The sequence below is a fragment of the Shigella sp. FC1661 genome (assembly GCF_001712525.1).
GTDB lineage: Bacteria > Pseudomonadota > Gammaproteobacteria > Enterobacterales > Enterobacteriaceae > Escherichia > Escherichia coli.
This window is the reverse complement of sequence record NZ_MDGW01000110.1, coordinates 1-19376: the sequence shown is the minus strand read 5'-3', so window position 1 is coordinate 19376 and position 19376 is coordinate 1. Positions and strand designations below refer to the sequence as shown.

The 19376-nt window shown below is 46.9% G+C and carries 22 protein-coding genes and 1 pseudogene; 8 read left to right on the top strand and 15 right to left on the bottom strand.

The features are described from left to right. Positions 1-38 precede the first annotated feature (38 nt). The 8 genes from BFF42_RS07875 to rfaQ all read right to left on the bottom strand — a co-directional run bounded on the left by BFF42_RS07875 (position 39) and on the right by rfaQ (position 7873). Positions 39-1022: a glycosyltransferase family 2 protein gene (locus BFF42_RS07875; protein WP_000064013.1), complete on the bottom strand. Its 984-nt coding sequence runs from the start codon at positions 1020-1022 to the stop codon at positions 39-41. An 84-nt stretch (positions 1023-1106) separates the two neighbouring features. Further along, the gene (locus BFF42_RS07870) at positions 1107-2132 is read right to left on the bottom strand and encodes a UDP-galactose--(galactosyl) LPS alpha1,2-galactosyltransferase (RefSeq protein ID WP_000364784.1); all 1026 of its coding nucleotides are present in this window, start codon (positions 2130-2132) and stop codon (positions 1107-1109) included. 25 nt (positions 2133-2157) lie between these two features. Then, complete coding sequence (gene rfaY / locus BFF42_RS07865) at positions 2158-2850, bottom strand: lipopolysaccharide core heptose(II) kinase RfaY (RefSeq protein ID WP_000633077.1); 693 nt, start codon at positions 2848-2850, stop codon at positions 2158-2160. Between the two features lie 9 nt (positions 2851-2859). Beyond that, a complete protein-coding gene (locus BFF42_RS07860; protein ID WP_001001720.1) occupies positions 2860-3855 on the bottom strand; it encodes a glycosyltransferase family 8 protein in 996 nt (331 codons plus the stop codon). A 16-nt stretch (positions 3856-3871) separates the two neighbouring features. Further along, positions 3872-4888, bottom strand: a complete 1017-nt coding sequence (gene waaO, locus BFF42_RS07855) for a lipopolysaccharide 3-alpha-galactosyltransferase (protein ID WP_001272731.1) — start codon at positions 4886-4888, stop codon at positions 3872-3874. Positions 4889-4903: 15 nt separating this feature from the next. Beyond that, positions 4904-5701, bottom strand: coding sequence for a lipopolysaccharide core heptose(I) kinase RfaP (rfaP, locus tag BFF42_RS07850; RefSeq protein ID WP_004987565.1), 798 nt, complete (start codon positions 5699-5701; stop codon positions 4904-4906). Next, positions 5694-6818 carry a glycosyltransferase family 4 protein gene (locus tag BFF42_RS07845; protein ID WP_000634269.1) on the bottom strand — a complete coding sequence of 375 codons (1125 nt, stop codon included), beginning with the start codon at positions 6816-6818 and terminating at the stop codon, positions 5694-5696. The genes rfaP and BFF42_RS07845 overlap by 8 nt, the downstream gene beginning before the upstream one ends. Then, positions 6815-7873: a lipopolysaccharide core heptosyltransferase RfaQ gene (gene rfaQ, locus BFF42_RS07840; protein ID WP_000359318.1), complete on the bottom strand. Its 1059-nt coding sequence runs from the start codon at positions 7871-7873 to the stop codon at positions 6815-6817. The genes BFF42_RS07845 and rfaQ overlap by 4 nt, the downstream gene beginning before the upstream one ends. 412 nt (positions 7874-8285) lie before the next feature. On the opposite strand from rfaQ, the gene waaA reads away from it, so the two are divergent. Together waaA and coaD are read left to right on the top strand one after the other, a co-directional pair. After that, the gene (gene waaA, locus BFF42_RS07835; protein WP_000891577.1) at positions 8286-9563 is read left to right on the top strand and encodes a lipid IV(A) 3-deoxy-D-manno-octulosonic acid transferase; all 1278 of its coding nucleotides are present in this window, start codon (positions 8286-8288) and stop codon (positions 9561-9563) included. 7 nt (positions 9564-9570) lie between these two features. Continuing rightward, positions 9571-10050, top strand: coding sequence for a pantetheine-phosphate adenylyltransferase (gene coaD / locus BFF42_RS07830; RefSeq protein ID WP_001171866.1), 480 nt, complete (start codon positions 9571-9573; stop codon positions 10048-10050). Between the two features lie 38 nt (positions 10051-10088). Here the strand turns inward: coaD and mutM are convergent, their stop codons facing one another. The 4 genes and pseudogenes from mutM to radC form a co-directional block, all read right to left on the bottom strand. Beyond that, on the bottom strand, positions 10089-10898 hold the full coding sequence (mutM, locus tag BFF42_RS07825) for a bifunctional DNA-formamidopyrimidine glycosylase/DNA-(apurinic or apyrimidinic site) lyase (RefSeq protein WP_001114533.1): 810 nt from the start codon (positions 10896-10898) through the stop codon (positions 10089-10091). Between the two features lie 97 nt (positions 10899-10995). Further along, the gene (gene rpmG / locus BFF42_RS07820) at positions 10996-11163 is read right to left on the bottom strand and encodes a 50S ribosomal protein L33 (protein ID WP_001051798.1); all 168 of its coding nucleotides are present in this window, start codon (positions 11161-11163) and stop codon (positions 10996-10998) included. 20 nt (positions 11164-11183) lie between these two features. Next, positions 11184-11420, bottom strand: a complete 237-nt coding sequence (gene rpmB, locus BFF42_RS07815) for a 50S ribosomal protein L28 (RefSeq protein ID WP_000091955.1) — start codon at positions 11418-11420, stop codon at positions 11184-11186. Positions 11421-11636: 216 nt separating this feature from the next. Beyond that, positions 11637-12306, bottom strand: a pseudogene (gene radC / locus BFF42_RS07810) (RadC family protein). Positions 12307-12477: 171 nt separating this feature from the next. Here radC and coaBC point away from each other — a divergent pair. From coaBC to slmA, 3 genes are all read left to right on the top strand, one after another. Continuing rightward, positions 12478-13698 carry a bifunctional phosphopantothenoylcysteine decarboxylase/phosphopantothenate--cysteine ligase CoaBC gene (gene coaBC, locus BFF42_RS07805; RefSeq protein ID WP_039059654.1) on the top strand — a complete coding sequence of 407 codons (1221 nt, stop codon included), beginning with the start codon at positions 12478-12480 and terminating at the stop codon, positions 13696-13698. After that, complete coding sequence (gene dut, locus BFF42_RS07800; RefSeq protein ID WP_000976070.1) at positions 13676-14134, top strand: dUTP diphosphatase; 459 nt, start codon at positions 13676-13678, stop codon at positions 14132-14134. Before coaBC ends, dut begins: the two co-directional genes overlap by 23 nt. A gap of 106 nt (positions 14135-14240) precedes the next feature. Continuing rightward, a complete protein-coding gene (gene slmA / locus BFF42_RS07795; RefSeq protein WP_000818601.1) occupies positions 14241-14837 on the top strand; it encodes a nucleoid occlusion factor SlmA in 597 nt (198 codons plus the stop codon). Between the two features lie 36 nt (positions 14838-14873). Here the strand turns inward: slmA and pyrE are convergent, their stop codons facing one another. Both pyrE and rph read right to left on the bottom strand, forming a co-directional pair. Further along, positions 14874-15515, bottom strand: coding sequence for an orotate phosphoribosyltransferase (gene pyrE / locus BFF42_RS07790; RefSeq protein ID WP_000806161.1), 642 nt, complete (start codon positions 15513-15515; stop codon positions 14874-14876). A 65-nt stretch (positions 15516-15580) separates the two neighbouring features. Next, complete coding sequence (rph, locus tag BFF42_RS07785; protein WP_001247093.1) at positions 15581-16297, bottom strand: ribonuclease PH; 717 nt, start codon at positions 16295-16297, stop codon at positions 15581-15583. A gap of 126 nt (positions 16298-16423) precedes the next feature. Between rph and BFF42_RS07780 the strand changes: the two genes are divergently transcribed. The 3 genes from BFF42_RS07780 (at position 16424) to BFF42_RS07770 (ending at position 19132) form a co-directional block, all read left to right on the top strand. After that, entirely contained in the window at positions 16424-17287 is an 864-nt protein-coding gene (locus tag BFF42_RS07780) for a YicC/YloC family endoribonuclease (RefSeq protein WP_000621321.1), read from the top strand. A 190-nt stretch (positions 17288-17477) separates the two neighbouring features. Beyond that, positions 17478-18737 (top strand): tyrosine-type recombinase/integrase, encoded by a 1260-nt coding sequence (locus tag BFF42_RS07775; RefSeq protein ID WP_039060429.1) that lies wholly within the window; start codon positions 17478-17480, stop codon positions 18735-18737. A 95-nt stretch (positions 18738-18832) separates the two neighbouring features. After that, on the top strand, positions 18833-19132 hold the full coding sequence (locus tag BFF42_RS07770) for a hypothetical protein (protein ID WP_000735990.1): 300 nt from the start codon (positions 18833-18835) through the stop codon (positions 19130-19132). 10 nt (positions 19133-19142) lie between these two features. On the opposite strand, the gene BFF42_RS07765 is transcribed toward BFF42_RS07770, so the two are convergent. Beyond that, positions 19143-19376, bottom strand: a 234-nt coding sequence (locus BFF42_RS07765) for an IS1 family transposase (protein WP_001393844.1), incomplete at its 5' end; no start/stop codon positions are given.

Below are 19376 nucleotides of genomic sequence, written 5' to 3'. Positions count from 1 at the left end.
CAACCTATGCTACGAGGATGGGTTATTTAATGCAAGATCTAACGTTTATTCTTTTTTCTATTTACCAGTCTTACCATCCTCCAGAGAATATAATTTTTTGATGCTAATATTTTTGCTCGTCTCTTATCTCTCTTGCCAGGAAGATTACAATCTCTTAATTCTTTTTCATTGCTTTCAACTAATTGATTCAATAGTTTAAAATCACCATTAAGTAGAACATTCCATAAATAACGAGTTTTATGATAAGCTCTATTTTGACTCAATAATGTATGAATTTCTTCTTTCCGGTTACCTTTGTATAACTGCATCACAGAAGAGTAGATTCTTTCGTGCGCAAATGACTCATGTCGATAATGAGTGATGGTTCTACATGAGTTCATTAAGGAATTTTCTCTATAGTTATGCTTATACATATAATATGGAACCGCATACATATCGCATGTAATTAGCAGTCGATAGATAAAATCAAGATCTTCTCCTAGTCGTAAATCTTCATCAAAAAAAAGATTATTCTCTTCCAGAAGTTGTTTTCTTATAAACAAGCACCCTATATGGAATCTAACCTTTTTATAAAAAAAGTCGAAAAGTAAAGATCCTTCATTAAACTCTGTATTTATAGGTGAGTAAGTAACACCATCTTTTATATAATGGCCATAAAGCCCACAATAAATCGCATCCCCTCCCGTCTCATGTTGTCTGGTATACATCTTCAGCAGATAGTTAGGATCTATCTCATCATCATCATCCATAAAACATATAAACTGTCCTTGCGCCTTGCGGATACCTGTATTCCTGGCAGACGAAACACCGCCATTTTCTTTATTGATAATAATTAATCGAGAGTGGGTTAACCCATACTCTCTCAAAACGTTTGATGTGTTATCTTTAGAACCATCATTAACAATAACAATTTCAAAATTTGGGTAAGTTTGTTTTTCTAATTTCGTTAGAGTTTCAGTAATGTAATCAGATGAATTATACGTCGGTATTATTATGGATACTAAAGGGTAATCATTGCTCATCGTGTTCTCTTGCCTGAACTAATAAAATATGATAGTACTCATCCTTAATTATTATTGTAACTCAGACATCCATGATTTTTATTATTATCCAAATAGTTTTCTTTTATACTTATTTAATTTAAATTTAATGAAGTAAATAAAAGCGTTAAACGTATCACCATTTTTCTTTGCATGTTGATATTTCACTTGATACTGCTTTTCATTCGTGGCTGGAATAAACGCCACATCATTCCAGCAAGAAGCCTGATAAGCCTCATTAAAATACTTCTGGCAGGGATAATTCGTCCAGTCGTTCCAGGGCTTCGTTACGCCAACATAATGAATCAGCTTAGTATCATCGGTAATGGTCTTTTTATAATCTTCATCGCTTTTATTTTTTAACTCATAGTCAATGCCATAAAAGCAATCATAATCGCCGCTAATAAAATTACAATGACCAAAGAACAGAATATTTAAAATATCCTGATCAAGGCATTTATACTTCGTGTGCTGCGGGTCACTTGCCAGCATAGCAATGGCTTTATTCATAAAATCATTTTTCGCCCATGCTTCAAGCTGCAGATATACTACACCGGCGTTGAAATAATTCCCTGGAAGTCCCTCTATAGCCAGACGCTTCGCTGGTTTTTCCTGCATAAAAGGCACATCTTTAATAACAGCTGCGAACTTATCCTCATCAAAATTAATATCAAGCAATCCAGCTAATGAGCCTTTACAGATGACATCAGCATCGATATATAACAGATTTTCAATAGTTTCACTCAAATACTGGAACGCAACTAAACGGAAGAATGTTGCATAAGACCACTGTTTCAGGCTGGGGAAGATATCAATAAAGGCATTGGAGACTTTATAAATTATTACTTCAACGTTAGCATTTTTGCTGGTAAAAGCATTAACACGTTGTAGATAATCTTCATCAATGTAGTCGGTAAAGAGATGAAACTTAACCGCAAGGTCCGGGTTATGCATAACAACTGATTGCATAGATACTGCCGCACCAAATAAAAAGTTACGGTCAATACCGTAAGCGATATTTAACACACGATCGGTGTTAGCAATTTCCCCAGAGACAGCGACTTCAGTAATACTCTCAGCTAATAAATCCATGTTGGTTCCGTTTTGACTGTGTGGTTTACGCTTTGCCTTTTAATTTTTTAATAAATTTGCGTAGTTTGGTTCTGTAGATTACTGAATAGTAGCCATAATCTTTTATTTCGTTGGCAATACCCAGGTGACGTTCCATGGCCAGACGATCACGAGCTTTACGCTCTGCCGTACAGCTTTTACCGGATAGGTCAATTATCCTGACACCATCTTTACTAACGATAAAGTTACCCCGGTGTGGGTCGCCCGATAGCATATTTAAGGCATGCAATTTTTCCATTGAAGCCTTAATTTCTGCTTTAACATTTTCTGGAATAATCGGCATATCATTGAGCTCTACGCCCTCGACATACTCGATAAGCATGATAAAAACACTGGCATAGTTGAAAATTTTACGCCCAGCCAGAAAATAAAAATCATTAGGAAAAGTAAGACCTGCACTTATGACACGATCGGTTTCAACGATCAAATTCTGATAGTAGTCACCTTTTACAAAAGATTTTAAAAAACGTTCATTCCTTTTCGTTTTCGGAGCAAAGACTTTAAAAACATAGCGACCATATTTCGTATCAATCAACGATACTTTGGTATCATCAATATTACATAATACTTTTACTGTTTTAAAATTATAGGCCAGTATTTCATCAAAGATTTCTTTATATTTATTATCATTATCTTTGTAATAAAATGAGAAGCCGCGATAACGTATACTTGTAATCATAAGAGTAATTTATTTCTTAAGCTTGTACTTAATTAATGAAGTTATGCCTTTTATATACTCACCATGGGCAAACAGATGCTTATATTGTTTCTGCATTTCTGCAACAGTCCGCGCCTCTTTAAGAGGATATTTCTTCCAGGGAGATTGTTCACGCGCGATATTAAAGTATGATGCAGACGGATATCCAGCCCAGCTATGCCATGGTTTAGTTATCCCTGTATAGTGAATCAACACTGTTTTATCGGTAATGGTTTGCTGATACTTTCGATGACTACGATCATAAAGTTCGTTTTTCAGGGTATAAATAGTATCAAAATCCTTCGCAAGGTAGATATTATTCATATTAAATGCGATATTCAACGCATCCTGATCTAAATATTTAAGAGAGCCATATTTAGTTTCCCCTCGTAAAAGTTTGAGTAAATACGGTGTCAAATTTGCTTCATGCCATTTTTTAAGATTGACATAGATAACGCCTGCATTGAAATAACGTCCATTCATTTCGGGAATGTTGAGGCGTTTTGCACATGCCGCCTGAGTACTATCATTGTCAGGAATGACCGCAGCAAACTCATCTTTAAATATAATTTCTGTGAGAGGTTTCAGGCTTCCTTTACAAACAACATCGGCATCCAGATACAGCAGTGTGGAAATACTTTCACTCAGATATTCAAAAGACAATACCCTGAAGTATGTCGCGTATGACCAAAACTGTGACGTCGGCAGATCAGCAAAGTATTTGGGGTCAATTAAATATACAATAATTGAGGTATTAAATTGTTTTGCTGTTTCATTAAATGACTTTAAATAATCATCATCCACATAATCAGTGAAAACATGAAAGACAAAATTAATATCTGAATTATTAATCAAAACGGAAGAAATTGAAACGCCAGCACCATACAAAAAATTCTTATCGATACCGTAGGAAACATTTAGCTCTGGGGCGTTTTCTTTTTTATTATCTGCTAAATACGAAAACCGTTCTTTTATAAATTCATTCATTTAACTTTTCTCAATTTCATTTTATTATCTTTAAATAAAAATAATAAATATAATTCATTATCCCGTTAATTGGTTTATTTTGTTTAAAATTATGCTTGGCGCAATAACGAGCATAGTTTGAGTTAACTGGCCGCATTAACGGTTCATTTTTCCAGGGCGATGCTTCTTTGGCTTTGATAAAAGGTTGCGCACTTGGATAACCGGCCCAGTAATGCCAGGGTTTTGTCGGGCCGACATAATGAATTAATACGGTTTCATCATTAATTGGACAAACAAATGATTTTTTTAATTCATAATTTAAACTAAATTGCGTATTGTATTTAGCATCAATGAATTTAACTTTCCCTAACAGGATAAGATTAAGGATATCTTGATCCATATAGGTGAAACGGGAAACGATGGCTTTATCAGCAAGCATCGACATCGCTTTAGCAGAAACGGACTCCTGCGCCCACGCTAGCGTATTAATTAACAGGACACCTGAATTAAAGTAGCCCTTTTCAAGTTCATTACACTGCAGACTTTGACCCCGTAACGACCACCAGTTAGCATCGCGTTCAGTAACAACAGCAGCAACGTTATTGGCAAGATCCATTGTTATCAGCGGCTTTAAGTTTCCCTGACAGGCGATATCAGCATCCAGGTAAAGGATCTTATCTTGTTGATCAATAAAGTAATCTGCAATTACAAAACGGAAATACATGGCAATAGACCAATTTTTGGTCGTCGGTAATGCCTTAAGCCGTTCACAATTTACTAGATGGATCTGGATACAGGTACGATAGCTTTTCGCCAATTGGGCTAAACGCTGGATATCGGCTTCAGGGATATCATCAATAAAAACGTGGAAAACAAAACTCACGTCGTTGTTATGTAACAAAACTGACGTGATTGAAACACCACAACCAAAAAGAAAGTTTTTATCAATGCCATAAGCAACATGGAATGATGATGCTACTGACGCCGCTGGCCTTTCATCGAAGATGATTGTCTTATTGATCATCTCTTGTGGATTAAAATAGTGGGCACTCATATTTCTCTCCGGAAATTACAACGATTTTCGAATCGTTCTTTCCCTGATTTTTGTGGCTTTTGCTTCTGCTTGCGACAGCAGTCCTTGTTCCTGCTTGAGAATGTCTTTAAGCGGGGCGGCAAAATACACTTTCATAAACCGCCAGATATCCCGCTGAGTCAGGCCAATATTCATTGAAGAAAAATAAAGCCCTATAAGATCTTTATCGCGCCAACGACGTGGAACGCGCGTGCGAAGCTGCGCCCGGTGTAGGTCAATTACCGAAATTTTTAACTCCTCTTCCTTACCGGAAAAAGGCAAGTGCAGCAGGAAATGACAGATATAACAGTCACGGTGGTTAATGCCCGCAGCATGCATATCACGCACCATCGTCGCGACACGCTTAATAAGCATACGCTTTACGCGAACATCTGGTGGGTTAGTCGCCCAGTCAGCACAGTAATCTTCCAGACTGATGGTTGGGGTCAGATCTTCGGTAATAATAAACGAGGTTCTGCTCAGCGGATTAATACCTTTTTCGCCAAATGCCACCCCATACATAGTATCAACGCCGACATCCCGCAGTCGATGAATCGCACTCCATTCGCGGTCTGCGCCTAATACTGGCATCCGCAATGAGAGTAAATTTTTGATTATCTCTTTCAGGGTCGTGCCGCGATGCCATTTGAGAAAATAGCTTTTGCCCGCCATTTCAAATCGCAGAGTGCGGCGAGTTTCCAGTTCACGAAAAACCTCACCCTGCAAGGTTTTAACTTCCTCAAAAGGATCTTTACCGCGCCATAACGTGGCAAACGGCTCTTTAAGTTCAACCATCCAGACCACCCGTTATGATATCCGCCGCTTTCTCTGGCAGACTGTATAAATCTTGTGTATCAGCATAATGTCGCGCATTTTCCGCCCAGGCCTGGCGCAATGAAGATTGCGTTAACGCTTTGCGTAAAATCTCATTCAATGTTTCCTGGCGGAATGGCTCAGCAATAGCCTCGCCGCAATTGGCGTCGACAATATAATGCGCATAGCCACAAACGGCTGTTGTTAGTACCGGTAATCCTGCAGTAATCGCTTCCAGTAGCACAATTCCCGCTGCTTCCTGGTAGGCAGGATGCAGTAATAAATCCGCCGCCGCCATTAATTCCGAGACATCGTTGCGCCCCGAGAAGAAGTGAACATTACTGCGCACGCCGCGTTTTTCTGCCAGCGCCTCAAATTTTCGCGGTTTATCCTGTCCAACAACATATAGCAATGTGTTGTGGCGCAGCGAATCCGGTAACGAAGCAAGTGCTTCAATGGAACGATCGACACCTTTACGCGTGAAGTCTGAACCGACCTGCAACAATAAATATTGTTGTTCGGTTATTCCATTCTTCTTACGGAAGATTTCACGGCTATTAGCTGGCTGCTGGCTATATTTACGATCAGGATAAATCCCCGGTGGCAGAATATGAAAACGCTCCGCTTCAGTCTGATAATGTTTCTGGAAATCGGCGATTTGCTTATCTGTCAGCATCAGCAGCTGTGTCGGCTTTCCCTGTTCGAAGGTTGCCCGCTCAAAGGCGGCATAATGGCGATAACGTGACGTCAGGTGATAGAAAAAGCCTTTTTCCTGCGCGACTTTCTCGGCATAACAAACATCAGCGGCATAATAAACGTCCAGCCCCGGCATTTTGTTGAATCCAACGACTTTATCGACGGGATGTTCGCGTAAATGTTTTTGCACCCAGGCAAAATACTCCGCATTGCGCCCGTGATTGGTATGCGATTTAACCGGCACTTTGATCAGTTCAAATACATCAGGGTATTCGCCTTCCCACGACTGGGTATAAACCCGAACATGATGACCTCGGGCGGCGACTGTCTGAGCAATACGCATAAAATCGCGCTGCAAACCGCCAAAGGGAAAATATTTATATAAACAAAAAGCAACGATCATAACGACGTACCTGTCGTGGAGGAGGGCAGTAATTTATCGACAGCAGCAATGACATCTGCCGCCGGAATAACCGAAAGATACATCTCATTTCGGTCACGCTGATCGCGCGTTGGCATTTCCCGGTAATCTCCCGCCCAGAATTGAATCATGTTATTTGACCAGGGACGCCAGAAAATATGGTCTGTCGCACCAAACAGCGATATCAGCGGCGTATTAACTGCAGCGGCAATATGCGCCGGTGCGGAATCAACGCCAATAAACAGCTGCGCATGATCGATTAACGCACCAAGTTCCGGGAAGGTCACCTTTCCAGCCAGCGCCGTTACTGGTGGCGTCTGGCATCCCTGCGCAATTTCATTGACGCAGGCCAGATCGTCTTTATCTGGGCCGGACGTCAGAACAACTTCATAACCACGAACATGTAAGGCATCAATCACAGCGGAAAACTTGGCGTTGTCCCAGCATTTGAAGATTTGCCGCGCCGTAGGTTGGATAACCACATAATTTTGTCCAACACCAGCGTGATCAAGTTCGCGACGCATACGTTTCCAGCTTGCAGGCGGGTAACTCATGGTTGTCTGCTTCACCAACGAATCAACTCCCAATGGGGTCAGCACGGATAAGTTACTTTCCACCACATTTCCACCCTGCAACGGCACCAAATGGGTGAAACTTTTACGCCAAAAAGCAGACTGCCGATGATGATAATCCTGGGAAATTTTCACACGGGCATTTAATAAGCGAACCAGTATAGCAACCATCCATTGATCGGTGAGATTGACGATAAGGTCATACTTATTGGCACGTAATACCTTGATGAGATGAAAAAAGTTGGCAATTTTTTCTGAGGCTTTTGCTTTTTTATTTTTTATGCCGTAGAGCGCGTTAATCTCTGGATTTTCAGACAGGATCGGGATGGTGTCCTGATAAAGCAGCACATCGATTTTTGCGTCAGGGTAATTTTTTTTCAGCGAACTAATGACGGGAGTAGTTAATAACATATCCCCATGAAAACGCATCTTAATGAGCAAAATTCTTCGAAATAGCTTATCCACAAGTAACTCTTTTTGTTGAGATTATCCGATTAAGGTGAAGCAGAAAAAGCACGCTACCGCCCCAGGCTCAACAGCTACCTGAATACTGATACCGCACTGATATTGACGCGCTAGTGTATCACTTCTTTCGCGGCAATCCGACCCGAATGATTTTTAAGCACATTGTTGATTTTCAATAAAGAAATCAATCAAATAAAATCATTAGCAACCATATTCTTTCACTGTTGCTCTGCGATTCCTTCCTGCACGTACAGCAGAAATCAATGAATCGCATAAAAATACAAAAAAAGTATAGATGTTCAGCAAGAATTGGCGGGTAAATTGCTATTTAAGTCAAAAACGGGAAAAGTAATGGTAAAGCCACAGCTAAATACATAGAATCCCCAGCACATCCATAAGTCAGCTATTTACTATGCTCGAATTGCTTTACACCGCCCTTCTCTACCTTATTCAGCCGCTGATCTGGATACGGCTCTGGGTGCGCGGACGTAAGGCTCCGGCCTATCGAAAACGCTGGGGTGAACGTTACGGTTTTTACCGCCATCCGCTAAAACCAGGCGGCATTATGCTGCACTCCGTCTCCGTCGGTGAAACTCTGGCGGTGATCCCGTTGGTGCGCGCGCTGCGTCATCGTTATCCTGATTTACCGATTACCGTTACAACCATGACGCCAACCGGTTCGGAGCGCGTACAATCGGCTTTCGGGAAGGATGTTCAGCACGTTTATCTGCCGTATGACCTGCCCGATGCACTTAATCGTTTCCTGAATAAAGTCGACCCTAAACTGGTGTTGATTATGGAAACCGAACTATGGCCTAACCTGATTGCGGCGCTACATAAACGTAAAATTCCGCTGGTGATCGCGAACGCGCGACTCTCTGCCCGCTCGGCCGCAGGTTATGCCAAACTGGGTAAATTCGTCCGTCGCTTGCTGCGTCGTATTACGCTGATTGCCGCCCAAAATGAAGAAGATGGTGCACGTTTTGTGGCGCTGGGCGCAAAAAATAACCAGGTAACCGTTACCGGTAGCCTGAAATTCGATATTTCTGTAACGCCGCAGTTGGCTGCTAAAGCCGTGACGCTGCGCCGCCAGTGGGCACCACACCGCCCGGTATGGATTGCCACCAGCACTCACGAAGGTGAAGAGAGTGTGGTGATCGCCGCACATCAGGTATTGTTACAGCAATTCCCGAATTTATTGCTCATCCTGGTACCCCGTCATCCAGAACGCTTCCCGGATGCGATTAACCTTGTCCGCCAGGCTGGACTAAGCTATATCACACGCTCTTCAGGGGAAGTCCCCTCCACCAGCACGCAGGTTGTGGTTGGCGATACGATGGGCGAGTTGATGTTACTGTACGGCATTGCCGATCTCGCCTTTGTTGGCGGTTCACTGGTTGAACGTGGTGGGCATAATCCGCTGGAAGCTGCCGCACACGCTATTCCGGTATTGATGGGGCCGCATACTTTTAATTTTAAAGACATTTGCGCGCGGCTGGAGCAGGCAAGCGGGCTGATTACCGTTACCGATGCCACTACGCTTGCAAAAGAGGTTTCCTCTTTACTCACCGACGCCGATTACCGTAGTTTCTATGGCCGTCATGCCGTTGAAGTACTGTATCAAAACCAGGGCGCGCTACAGCGCCTGCTTCAACTGCTGGAACCTTACCTGCCACCGAAAACGCATTGAGGTTGTTATGCAAAAACGGGCGATTTATCCGGGTACTTTCGATCCCATTACCAATGGTCATATCGATATCGTGACGCGCGCCACGCAAATGTTCGATCACGTTATTCTGGCGATTGCCGCCAGCCCCAGTAAAAAACCGATGTTTACCCTGGAAGAGCGTGTGGCGCTGGCACAGCAGGCAACCGCGCATCTGGGGAACGTGGAAGTAGTTGGGTTTAGTGATTTGATGGCGAACTTCGCCCGTAATCAACACGCTACGGTGCTGATTCGTGGCCTGCGTGCGGTGGCGGATTTTGAATATGAAATGCAGCTGGCGCATATGAATCGCCACTTAATGCCGGAACTGGAAAGTGTGTTTCTGATGCCGTCGAAAGAGTGGTCGTTTATCTCTTCATCGTTGGTGAAAGAGGTGGCGCGCCATCAGGGCGATGTCACCCATTTCCTGCCGGAGAATGTCCATCAGGCGCTGATGGCGAAGTTAGCGTAGCGTTTATGCCGGATGGTATGCGATCCGGCGCGCATGAATTACTTCTGGCACTGCCGACAATAAAACGTTGCCCGCTGCGCATGTTTAGTCGCCACAATCGGCGTACCGCACACCCGACACGGCTCACCTTTTCGCCCGTAAACCTGCAATTCCTGAGCGAAATAGCCCGGTTTACCATCACTTTGCAGAAAATCTTTCAGCGTTGTACCACCCTGCTCAATCGAACGCAGCAACACCGCTTTAATCACCCGAGCTAACAATTCACACTCTGCCAGCGACAGTGATGACGCCAGCCGATCCGGATGGATCCCCGCCGCAAACAGTGATTCGCTGGCATAGATATTCCCTACCCCTACCACCAGCTTGTTATCCATCAGCCACGGTTTAATCGCCGTTTTTTTCTTCGCGCACTTCTGATGCAGATACTCACCATTGAAATCGTCGCTAAGCGGCTCCGGTCCAAGATGGGCCAGCACATTATGCCCTTCCAGCTCTTTGGTCCACAGCCAGGCACCAAAGCGGCGCGGATCGGTGTAGCGCAGCACTTTGCCGTTGCTCATCACCAAATCCACATGGTCATGCTTTTCAGGGGGAAGTTCTTCTGGAAGGATGCGCAGGCTGCCAGACATCCCTAAATGAATGATAATCCAGCCCTCAGGCAGCTCCAGCAGCAGATATTTAGCCCGCCGCTGCACGCTAAGCACTGGTTGGTCGCTTAAACGGTAGATCTCTTCTGAAACCGGCCAGCGCAAGCGTCCGTTGCGCACCACTGCATGAAGAATGGTTGCACCAACGAGATGCGGTTCTATGCCGCGGCGGCTGGTTTCAACTTCGGGTAATTCAGGCATAGCATCTCCAGGAATGAACAGATGCAGTCAATATGGGGGCAAGCAGATAACAAAAAACCCCGCCGGAGCGAGGTTTTTTGTTACATCAAAGCGAGAATTATTTGATTTTCGCTTCTTTGTAGATCACGTGCTGGCGAACAACTGGATCGAATTTTTTCAGTTCCAGTTTTTCCGGCTTAGTACGTTTGTTCTTCGTAGTGGTATAGAAGTGACCAGTACCGGCAGAAGAAACCAGCTTGATTTTCTCACGAATACCTTTAGCCATGATTTATTTCCTCTAAGTACTTAGTACTTTTCGCCACGGGCACGCAGTTCAGCCAGAACTGTATCGATGCCTTTTTTATCGATTACACGCATACCTTTAGCAGATACGCGCAGGGTGACAAAACGCTTCTCGCTCTCAACCCAGAAACGGTGAGAGTGCAGGTTCGGCAGGAAACGGCGTTTAGTCGCGTTCAGTGCGTGGGAACGGTTGTTACCGGTCACCGGACGCTTGCCAGTAACTTGGCAGACTCGGGACATGTCTATTCTCCAAAAATCAAATTAGCTCGAGCTTCGTATGGGGTATTGGCGCCTCGTCAGGCTTTACAGCCCAGTCATCGCAGTTCTATGTGAACTCTCGATTGCCAGGCCCAAATGCCAAACCCGAGATTCTCAAAGGTGGCGTAGTATACGCTGACTCAGCGATGTGCTCAAGTCCCGAACAGACAAAGATCCCGAAGGATCGCGCATAGCGGGTTAAATCCAGCCGCGTTCGGCAAAAGAAACATTCTCTCCACGCCCAATCACGATATGGTCGAGCACGCGTAAATCCATGAACTGACAACTCTTTATTATCCGTTCAGTAATGAGTTTATCCGCTTTACTGGGTTCAGCACAACCCGAAGGGTGATTATGTGCAAGGATCAGCGCCGAGGCGTTTATTTTTATCGCTTCGCGGATAATTTCCCGAGGATGGACTTCAACATGGTTTAGCGTGCCGGAAAAAAAGACGGCTATGCGTTATAACCCGGTGTTGTGAGTCGAGAAAGATCACCATAAAGATCTCCCGCTCCTCACCCGTAAGCTGGCTTTGTAAAAATTCCCGCGTCATCTCCGGGCTGAGTAAAGGGCTTTCTTCACGCATCCGCACGTTGTAGTAACGCCGCGCCAGTTCAGCAATCCCCTTTAACTGGGCAAATTTCGCCACGCCAATTCCATGAACGCCACTAAATTGTTCATATTCAGAGGTTAACAAGCCATAAAGAGAGCCGAAATTCTCCAGCATCTCTTTTGCCAGGGTTAATACATCTTTACCGCGCGTTCCGGTACGCAGAAATAGCGCCAGCAGCTCGACATCCGTTAAGGCGCTAATACCAAACTTCAGCATTTTTTCGCGCGGCATCAACAGCTGTGAATTGTTTTTCACCTTCACCTCCTTTGTGGTGCTCGCATCCTGTCATAGCCGTTCCGTTAAATCGACGGCCAGTTTTCAATCCTGGAAAGCGCCTCGCAAAGTGATTCTCAGGTGAAGGCACGACAACAAAAGTATTGTGATAAAATCGCCAACTTCTGGTGTCACCCAACAGGAAAAATCATCATGAGCCTGGCCGGTAAAAAAATCGTTCTCGGCGTTAGCGGCGGTATTGCTGCCTATAAAACCCCTGAACTGGTGCGTCGTTTGCGCGATCGCGGGGCCGACGTCCGCGTAGCCATGACCGAAGCGGCAAAAGCCTTTATCACCCCACTTAGCTTGCAGGCGGTTTCTGGTTATCCCGTTTCCGACAGTTTGCTGGACCCGGCAGCCGAAGCCGCTATGGGCCATATTGAGCTGGGTAAATGGGCTGATTTAGTGATTCTCGCCCCTGCCACGGCAGATTTGATTGCCCGTGTTGCTGCCGGAATGGCGAATGACCTGGTATCGACGATTTGTCTGGCTACACCTGCGCCTGTAGCCGTGCTCCCCACCATGAACCAGCAGATGTACCGTGCCGCTGCCACGCAGCATAATTTAGAGGGGCTTGCTTCCCGTGGTTTGCTCATCTGGGGGCCAGACAGTGGCAGTCAGGCTTGTGGTGATATCGGTCCTGGGCGAATGCTCGATCCGTTAACCATTGTGGATATGGCGGTGGCGCATTTTTCGCCCGTCAACGACCTGAAACATCTGAACATTATGATTACCGCCGGTCCGACGCGTGAACCGCTCGATCCCGTGCGTTATATCTCTAATCACAGCTCCGGCAAGATGGGTTTTGCTATCGCCGCCGCCGCTGCCCGTCGTGGCGCGAACGTCACGCTGGTATCAGGTCCGGTTTCACTACCGACGCCACCGTTTGTTAAACGTGTTGATGTGATGACCGCGCTGGAAATGGAAGCCGCCGTGAATGCTTCTGTACAGCAGCAAAATATTTTTATCGGCTGCGCCGCCGTGGCGGATTATCGCGCAGCTACCGTGGCCCCAGAAAAAATCAAAAAGCAGGCCACGCAGGGTGATGAATTAACAATAAAAATGGTTAAAAACCCCGATATCGTCGCAGGCGTTGCCGCACTAAAAGACCATCGACCCTACGTCGTTGGATTTGCCGCCGAAACAAATAATGTGGAAGAATACGCCCGGCAAAAACGTATCTGTAAAAACCTTGATCTGATCTGCGCGAACGATGTTTCCCAGCCAACTCAAGGATTTAACAGCGACAACAACGCATTACACCTTTTCTGGCAGGACGGAGATAAAGTCTTACCGCTTGAGCGCAAAGAGCTCCTTGGCCAACTATTACTCGACGAGATCGTGACCCGTTATGATGAAAAAAATCGACGTTAAGATTCTGGACCCGCGCGTTGGGAAGGAATTTCCGCTCCCGACTTATGCCACCTCTGGCTCTGCCGGACTTGACCTGCGTGCCTGTCTCGACGACGCCGTAGAACTGGCTCCGGGTGACACTACGCTGGTTCCGACCGGGCTGGCGATTCATATTGCCGATCCTTCACTGGCGGCAATGATGCTGCCGCGCTCCGGATTGGGACATAAGCACGGTATCGTGCTTGGTAACCTGGTAGGATTGATCGATTCCGACTATCAGGGCCAGTTGATGATTTCCGTGTGGAACCGTGGTCAGGACAGCTTCACCATTCAACCTGGCGAACGCATCGCCCAGATGATTTTTGTTCCGGTAGTACAGGCTGAATTTAATCTGGTGGAAGATTTCGACGCCACCGACCGCGGTGAAGGCGGCTTTGGTCACTCTGGTCGTCAGTAACACATACGCATCCGAATAACGTCATAACATAGCCGCAAACATTTCGTTTGCGGTCATAGCGTGGGTGCCGCCTGGCAAGTGCTTATTTTCAGGGGTATTTTGTAACATGGCAGAAAAACAAACTGCGAAAAGGAACCGTCGCGAGGAAATACTTCAGTCTCTGGCGCTGATGCTGGAATCCAGCGATGGAAGCCAACGTATCACGACGGCAAAACTGGCCGCCTCTGTCGGCGTTTCCGAAGCGGCACTGTATCGCCACTTCCCCAGTAAGACCCGCATGTTCGATAGCCTGATTGAGTTTATCGAAGATAGCCTGATTACTCGCATCAACCTGATTCTGAAAGATGAGAAAGACACCACAGCGCGCCTGCGTCTGATTGTGTTGCTGCTTCTCGGTTTTGGTGAGCGTAATCCTGGCCTGACCCGCATCCTCACTGGTCATGCGCTAATGTTTGAACAGGATCGCCTGCAAGGGCGCATCAACCAGCTGTTCGAGCGTATTGAAGCGCAGCTGCGTCAGGTATTGCGTGAAAAGAGAATGCGTGAGGGTGAAGGTTACACCACCGATGAAACCCTGCTGGCAAGCCAGATCCTGGCCTTCTGTGAAGGTATGCTGTCACGTTTTGTCCGCAGCGAATTTAAATACCGCCCGACGGATGATTTTGACGCCCGCTGGCCGCTAATTGCGGCACAGTTGCAGTAATATGACGCCGGATGACTTTTCATCCGGCGAGTTTCTTTAAACGCCAAACTCTTCGCGATAGGCCTTAACCGCCGCCAGATGTTCCGCCATTTCCGGCTTCTCTTCCAGGTAAGCAATCAGGTCTTTCAGGGTGATGATAGAGATCACTTTGCAGTTGTAATCACGCTCAACTTCCTGAATCGCCGAAATCTCGCCGCGCCCCCGTTCCTGACGATCAAGCGAAATCAACACGCCAGCAAGCGTCGCGCCATTAGCCTGAATAATCTCCATCGATTCGCGAATCGCCGTTCCGGCGGTGATCACATCATCTACCAGCATTACGCGTCCTTGTAACGCGCTACCAACCAGATTGCCGCCTTCACCGTGGTCTTTTGCCTCTTTGCGGTTAAAGCAGTACGGCAGGTCAAGGTCATGATGCTCCGCCAGCGCCACGGCGGTAGTGGTGGCAATCGGGATCCCTTTGTAAGCAGGGCCAAACAGCAGATCGAACTCAAGGCCGGAATCCACCAACGCTTCAGCGTAAAAACGGCCTAACAGTGCCAGATCGCGCCCGGTATTAAACAGCCCGGCGTTGAAGAAATAGGGGCTTTTGCGCCCGGACTTCAACGTAAACTCGCCAAACTTTAACACCTGCTTGCCAAGCGCAAATTCAATAAACTGGCGCTGATATGGTTTCATGCCTTCGCTCCTCATCTTACTTTTCTACAGACAAAAAAAAGGCGACTCATCAGTCGCCTTAAAAATCAGTTTGCCAGCGCCGCCTTCTGCGTCGCTACAATGGATTCGATTCCCCCTCGGGCCAGAGCCAACAAGGTGAGTAGCTCTTCATGGGTGAACGGCTCGCCTTCTGCCGTCCCCTGCACTTCAATGATGCGCCCGTCTTCGGTCATCACTACGTTCATGTCGGTCTCTGCGGCAGAGTCTTCAACGTATTCCAGATCGCAAACCGCTTCGCCGTTCACAATTCCGACAGAAACTGCGGCTACCATCCCTTTCATCGGGTTGGTTTTCAGCTTGCCGTTTTCCACCAGCTTCTGTAGCGCATCTGCCAGCGCCACGCAGGCACCCGTAATCGACGCGGTACGCGTGCCACCATCAGCCTGAAGCACGTCGCAGTCCAGCGTAATGGTGAACTCACCCAGCGCTTTCAAATCTACTGCCGCGCGAAGAGCACGGGCGATCAGACGCTGGATTTCCATTGTGCGTCCACCCTGCTTACCTTTCGCCGCTTCACGAGCGTTACGGGTGTGGGTAGAACGTGGCAGCATGCCGTACTCTGCGGTGATCCAGCCCTGGCCCTGACCTTTCAGGAAGCGCGGCACGCCTTCTTCAATAGAGGCGGTACACAACACTTTGGTATCGCCAAATTCGACCAGCACCGAGCCTTCTGCATGTTTTGTATAGTTACGAGTCAGGGTAACGGGACGCACCTGATTATTGCTACGGCCTGCTGGACGCATATTGAAATCTCCGGCTTGAAACAAATGTGGCTGCGCATTATACGGACTTCCGGCGGTTATTCCTATCCTGACAAGGCATCGATGGCTATAATCCTTCCACCTCTCCTTTTATAAACAGGAACGTCTATGATCCGCAGTATGACCGCCTACGCCCGGCGTGAAATCAAGGGTGAATGGGGGAGCGCAACCTGGGAAATGCGCTCGGTAAACCAGCGTTATCTGGAAACTTACTTTCGTCTGCCGGAGCAGTTCCGTAGCCTTGAACCTGTCGTTCGCGAGCGTATTCGTTCTCGCCTGACGCGCGGTAAAGTGGAATGTACCCTGCGCTATGAGCCAGATATTAGCGCGCAAGGTGAGCTGATCCTCAACGAAAAACTGGCTAAACAGCTGGTAACTGCCGCGAACTGGGTAAAAATGCAGAGTGACGAAGGGGAAATCAACCCGGTTGATATTCTACGCTGGCCGGGCGTGATGGCAGCCCAGGAGCAGGATCTTGACGCCATTGCCGCTGAAATTCTCGCGGCGCTGGATGGTACGCTGGACGACTTTATTGTCGCGCGCGAAACCGAAGGTCAGGCACTGAAAGCATTGATCGAGCAGCGTCTGGAAGGCGTCACCGCCGAAGTGGTCAAAGTCCGCGCCCATATGCCGGAAATCCTGCAATGGCAGCGTGAGCGTCTGGTCGCGAAGCTGGAAGATGCTCAGGTTCAGTTGGAAAACAACCGTCTGGAGCAGGAGCTGGTTCTGCTGGCACAACGAATTGACGTTGCCGAAGAACTGGACCGCCTGGAAGCGCATGTCAAAGAGACCTACAACATTCTGAAGAAAAAAGAAGCCGTTGGTCGTCGTCTGGACTTTATGATGCAGGAATTCAACCGCGAGTCGAACACTCTTGCGTCGAAGTCTATCAATGCCGAAGTGACAAACTCCGCGATTGAGCTGAAAGTGTTGATTGAGCAGATGCGCGAGCAGATTCAGAATATCGAGTAAGCTATCAGCAACATTTAGGACGACGCATAAATCACACCAAGCCCGCAACCCAGCGGGCTTTTTTGTTATCATGGGCTATCATAAAGACGCAACAAAGCGCATGATTATGGTGTACACAAAGGTGTACCCAATGAGGTTTGGGTACATTGCTTTGGGTACACCCCCTATTCAAAGTTTGGATATTCGCAAAATGCCAAAACTAACAGACATGCAGATCCGCGCATGGATTAAGAGCGGAGAGCGATTCGAGGGGCGGGCAGACGGTAACGGTTTATACCTACGTTACCGTGAAGCCGACAAAACCCCCACATGGAGATTCCGCTATAAACTCGCAGGGAAGTCCCGCGCCATGCTAATTGGTTCGTATAGCGAGCTATCACTATCAAAGGCCAGAGAGACAGCCAAAGAGCTATCGGCTCGCGTTGCGCTGGGCTATGACGTTGCAGGAGAGAAGCAGAAGCACAAAACCGAAGCACTGGCGAAGATGGAAGCAGAGAAGAACGCTATGCGCGTTTCAGAGCTTGCCGCTGAATACTTTGAGCGTCAGATCCTCCCGCGCTGGAAGCACCCCGATATACTCCGCCGCCGTATCGACAAAGATATAAACCCCTGCATTGGCAGCATGAAGGTAGAGGACGTGAAACCGCGCCATATCGATGACATGCTGAAAGGTATTGTTGACCGTGGAGCGCCGACCATAGCAACGGACGTGCTGAGATGGACGCGCCGCATATTCGACTACGGAATCAAACGGCACGCGCTAGAGATTAACCCCTGTTCAGCCTTTGAGGTGGCAGACGCCGGAGGGAAAGAAGCTGCCCGTGACCGCTGGTTAACCCGCGATGAGTTAATCCAGCTATTCAAAGCCATGCGCACGGCTAAGGGATTCAGTCGCCAGAACGAAATCACGTTCAAATTACTGTTAGCGTTATGCGTCCGCAAAATGGAATTATGCGCCGCACGATGGGAAGAGTTTGATTTAGATGGTGCGGTATGGCATTTGCCGGAAGAACGCAGCAAAAACGGAGACCCTATTGATATACCTCTACCTTCCCCAGCCGTTGAATGGTTGAGAGAGCTACACACCTTTTCATGTAATAGCGCATGGGTGCTTCCGGCCAGGAAGATGCAAAACAGAATGATCCCACATATTCAGGAAAGCACTTTACCCGTAGCACTGGCTAAGGTTCGCGCCAAAATGCCGGATGTGCCTAATTTCACGATTCACGACTTTCGACGCACCGCACGTACTCATTTAGCAGCGTTGGGTGTTGATCCTGTTGTGGCGGAACGATGCCTCAATCATCGCATTAAGGGCGTAGAGGGGATTTATAACCGCCATCAGTATTTTGATGAGCGTAAAGCAGCACTGGCACAGTGGGCTGATCTGCTAGTGGCACTGGAAAGCGGAAAAGACTACAACGTAACGCCTCTCAGAAGGGCGAACTAACTGAATAGATTGAGCCTAGCTCGACGGGGCGAAAAGCGGGAAGCCTTACCGCCTGGCTCAATCACAAAATAAGGCGCAGCGTAAAAGGTGACGCAATGAAAAAATTACCACCCGCCCCTTTTTTCAGGCTTAACAGAGCAGCCGAATTATTAGAAATAGATATTGATGATCTTTTGATTATGGCGGCGGCAGAATCTATATATTTGAGCGCGTACCTTTGCGGCTACGACGGCACATTACATAGCATCGCGAGTCTTTACCGCAATTGCTCTTTATTCCCAGACGTCAAAGAAGACTGCTTATTACTTGCCGACATAATCACTGAAGTAGAGGACGAAAAAAGCTTTAAGGCAGGCGTTGTAAATCATATAGATTGCCATGTGCTTGGGCGGTAATGACTCCAACTTACTGATAGTGTTTTATGTTCAGATAATGCCCGATGACCTTGTCATGCAGCTCCACCGATTTTGAGAACGACAGTGACTTCCGTCCCAGCCTTGCCAGATGTTGTCTCAGATTCAGATTATGTCGCTCAATGCGCTGAGTGTAACGCTTGCTGATAACGTGCAGCTTTCCCTTCAGGCGTGATTCATACAGCGGCCAGCCATCCGTCATCCATACCACGACCTCAAAGGCCGA